The sequence below is a fragment of the Luteitalea sp. genome, from assembly GCF_044337415.1.
Classification (GTDB): Bacteria; Acidobacteriota; Vicinamibacteria; order Vicinamibacterales; family Vicinamibacteraceae; genus Luteitalea.
Genome location: NZ_JBIINP010000367.1, coordinates 1 through 2,941, shown reverse-complemented (window position 1 = coordinate 2,941; position 2,941 = coordinate 1). Strand labels below are relative to the sequence as shown.

General features: G+C 69.8%; 4 protein-coding genes. 3 read left to right on the top strand and 1 reads right to left on the bottom strand.

What is annotated here, in order from left to right:
* Both ACIRDX_RS22410 and ACIRDX_RS22405 read left to right on the top strand, forming a co-directional pair.
* A partial coding sequence (locus ACIRDX_RS22410) for a B12-binding domain-containing radical SAM protein (protein ID WP_396627637.1) occupies positions 1-1,380 on the top strand: 1,380 nt, incomplete at its 5' end.
* A gap of 361 nt (positions 1,381-1,741) precedes the next feature.
* Positions 1,742-2,053, top strand: coding sequence for a hypothetical protein (locus ACIRDX_RS22405; RefSeq protein ID WP_396627636.1), 312 nt, complete (start codon positions 1,742-1,744; stop codon positions 2,051-2,053).
* A 27-nt stretch (positions 2,054-2,080) separates the two neighbouring features.
* Here the strand turns inward: ACIRDX_RS22405 and ACIRDX_RS22400 are convergent, their stop codons facing one another.
* Positions 2,081-2,359, bottom strand: coding sequence for a hypothetical protein (locus tag ACIRDX_RS22400; RefSeq protein WP_396627635.1), 279 nt, complete (start codon positions 2,357-2,359; stop codon positions 2,081-2,083).
* Between the two features lie 133 nt (positions 2,360-2,492).
* Between ACIRDX_RS22400 and ACIRDX_RS22395 the strand changes: the two genes are divergently transcribed.
* Positions 2,493-2,941: serine hydrolase domain-containing protein (locus ACIRDX_RS22395; protein WP_396627634.1), on the top strand; the 449-nt coding region annotated here is incomplete at its 3' end.

The window sequence follows — 2,941 nt, the reverse complement described above, 5'->3', positions numbered from 1 at the left end:
TCCATCGAGTTCAGGTACCTGCCGCAGCGCTGCTCGTTCGAGGACCACCTCACGATGCTGCGCGAGTGGTCGCCCGACGTGTACGCGCTGTCGTTCACGTCGTACGGCATGCCGCTCGCGTATCGGCTGATGCGCGCCGTGAAGACACAGTTCCCGCACGTGAGGGTGGTGTGCGGCGGCGCCCACGCCAGCGCCGAGCCCGAGCACGTGCTGCGGCACACGCCGGCAGACGTCGCCGTGGTCGGCGAGGGCGAGCGGACGTTTCTCGAGCTCCTGCAGGCGCCGGGCGAGTGGCCGGCGGCGCTCGCCGCGATTCCCGGGATCGTGTACCGCGACGGGCATCACGTGCGGCGCACCGCCGAGCGCGAACTCATCGACGACATCGACACGGTGCCCCTGCCCGCATGGGACCTGGTCAACCAGCGGGACTACGTCGGCGTGTCGTTCAGCAAGGGCTCACCAAACACCGAGATGATCATCACGCGCGGCTGCCCGTACCGGTGCACGTTCTGCGCGAATCCGGTCTTCCGTGGCACCGGCCCCCGGTACCGGAAGCGGTCGCCGGAGTGCATCGCGAGGGAGGTCGAGCTGCTGTACGGCATGGGCTACCGCGAGATCTTCTTCCACTCCGACGAGCTCAACGTGCAGCACCGCTGGTGCATCGAGGTGTGCCAGGCGCTGGCCGCCCTCGGGCATCCCGACCTGTCGTTCCAGACCAACCTGCGCGTCGCGCCGATGTCGGAGGAGTTCGCGTACTGGCTGAAGCGGGCCAACTTCTGGATGGTGCGCATCGGCATCGAGAGCGCGAACCTGCGCGTGCTCACGGGCATCAAGAAGCGGATGTCGCTGGAGCAGACCGAGCACGCGTGCCGCATGCTGTCGCGCCACGGCATCAAGGTGTGGGGCTACTTCCTGCTGTTCCAGTTCTGGGAGGAACAGGGGGTGCTGCAGTCGGAGACGGCAGACGAGGTGCGCAACAGCCTGCGCTTCGCGTGGCGGCTCTGGCGCGAGGGCGCGCTGCACTACAGCAGCTGGGCGCCTGCCATCCCGGTGCAGGGCGCGGAGTTCTACAACCTGGCGCGACGACGCGGCATGATCACGGAGGACTATTACCCGAGCGACGCCGGCTGGGATGCGCGGCCGTACCTGCAGGGCGTGTCGAGCCGCGAGTACCGGATGCTCTTCGCGCGGGCGCGTTGGCTGCAGGGCTGGATGGCGCTCACGGCCGGTGCGATTCAGTGGAAGAACTGGCGGGCGATCGTCTATCGCGCGCAGCCGCTGCTCACCGGACGGCCGAAGGACGAGCAGCTCGGCGAGGCCGACGCCGCCACCAGCACTGCGCGTGTGCCGTTCAGTCCTCCGGACGCGTCGGGGATGTGAGGGACCGCGGGGCTGGGGGCTCGGGGCTCGGCACAGAACGGGGACAGGCAACAGGGGCTGGGGGCTGGGACGGGGGCTTGGCGCTTGGGGCTTGGGGCTTGGAGCTCGGTAGTCAGCGCAAACCGCGTGAGCCGGCGCCGAACTCGATCCGTGGCTACTGCGGTCCGTGGCTCTTGCGGTCCGTGGCTCTTGCGGTCCGTGGCTGTTTCGGTCCGTGGCCGTCGACGCTGTGCGTCGACGGTCAGCATCGCAGGCACCCCTGCGCGGTCAACCGGTCATCCTCCCTGGAGGTGACCGGCCCCCTCCGGCGTGGGTGCTGGAGTGCACAGCGGACCCACGCAGGGCGGAGTAGCGTCGACGCATGGTCGCCACCCTGCCGTTCTCGCCGCGCCTGCAGCAGCTCACCCCTCCGGGGATGACCCCGATCGCGGCGCATCATGCCGCGCCACCCACGCCTGATGGGTCGGCGTTTCACGCTCCGCCGCACGACGCGGGCAGCTCTGCCGCACACGCGCCTCAGCCGCCACCCGCGCGTCACCGCTACCTCGTCGCCGTCGAGGACGTGCTGCTGGTGCTGCTGCTCGTGTTCATGGTGCCGATCACGATGATCCTGCTGGCGCTCCCGCTCGTGGGCATCCTGAAGGTCGCCGAGGAAGTCAGCCGACGCTGGTGACGTGTTGGCCACGGCGCCGCTGAGTCGTCACGAGTCTTCGTGATCGGGGCGGTGCGTCGAGATCCGCCGCACGTGGATCTGGTCCTCGGTGGCCCACGCGTCCACGTTCAGGGCCTCCGCGTCCTCCGAGGCCTGCTCCATCGCGTCGTGATGCGTGGCGGCGGTGGCATACGGCTTCCCCGGCACGATGCTGACCGTGTGCTCGAGCAACGAGCTCGAGCGGGCGACGAGCACGTCGCCGACCTGCATGTTCGACGGCTCGCCGGTGTCGTCGTGGACGTCGTGCGGGGCGTGTGACTTCGGCATCACTCCACTTTGCGCGGCTTTGCCCAGCGGCGGTGTTCCCTCCGGCACACGTGGCCGTGCCCTCAGCCGCGTCACCGCATGTGGGCGTGAGCGGGATGATGCCCCCGGCGCCGGGTGCGCTATCTTGGCGCGCATGATTGCCCTCGAACGATCCGTGCGCCGCTGTCTGCTCGTCGTTCTGTTCGCGCTGTGCCTCCTCCCGGCCGGCGCGTTCGCGCAAGGGCCACCCGCCGACCTCGACGCCTGGGTCGCCCGGACGATGAGCGCGTTCGAGGTCCCCGGCATCGCCGTCGCCATCGTCAAGGACGGCACAGTGGTGCACGCGAAGGGGTATGGCGTGCGTCGCCTCGGCGACCCCGCGCCCGTGGACGACCGCACGCTCTTCGGCATCGCGTCGAACACCAAGGCCTTCACGGCCGCCGCGCTCGGCATGCTGGTCGACGAGGGTAAGGTGGCGTGGGACGACCCGGTCGGCAAGCACCTGCCCGGCTTCTCGCTGGCCGACCCGTTCGCCTCACGCGAGATCACCGTGCGCGACACCCTCAGTCATCGCACCGGGCTCGGGCTCGGCGCCGGCGACCT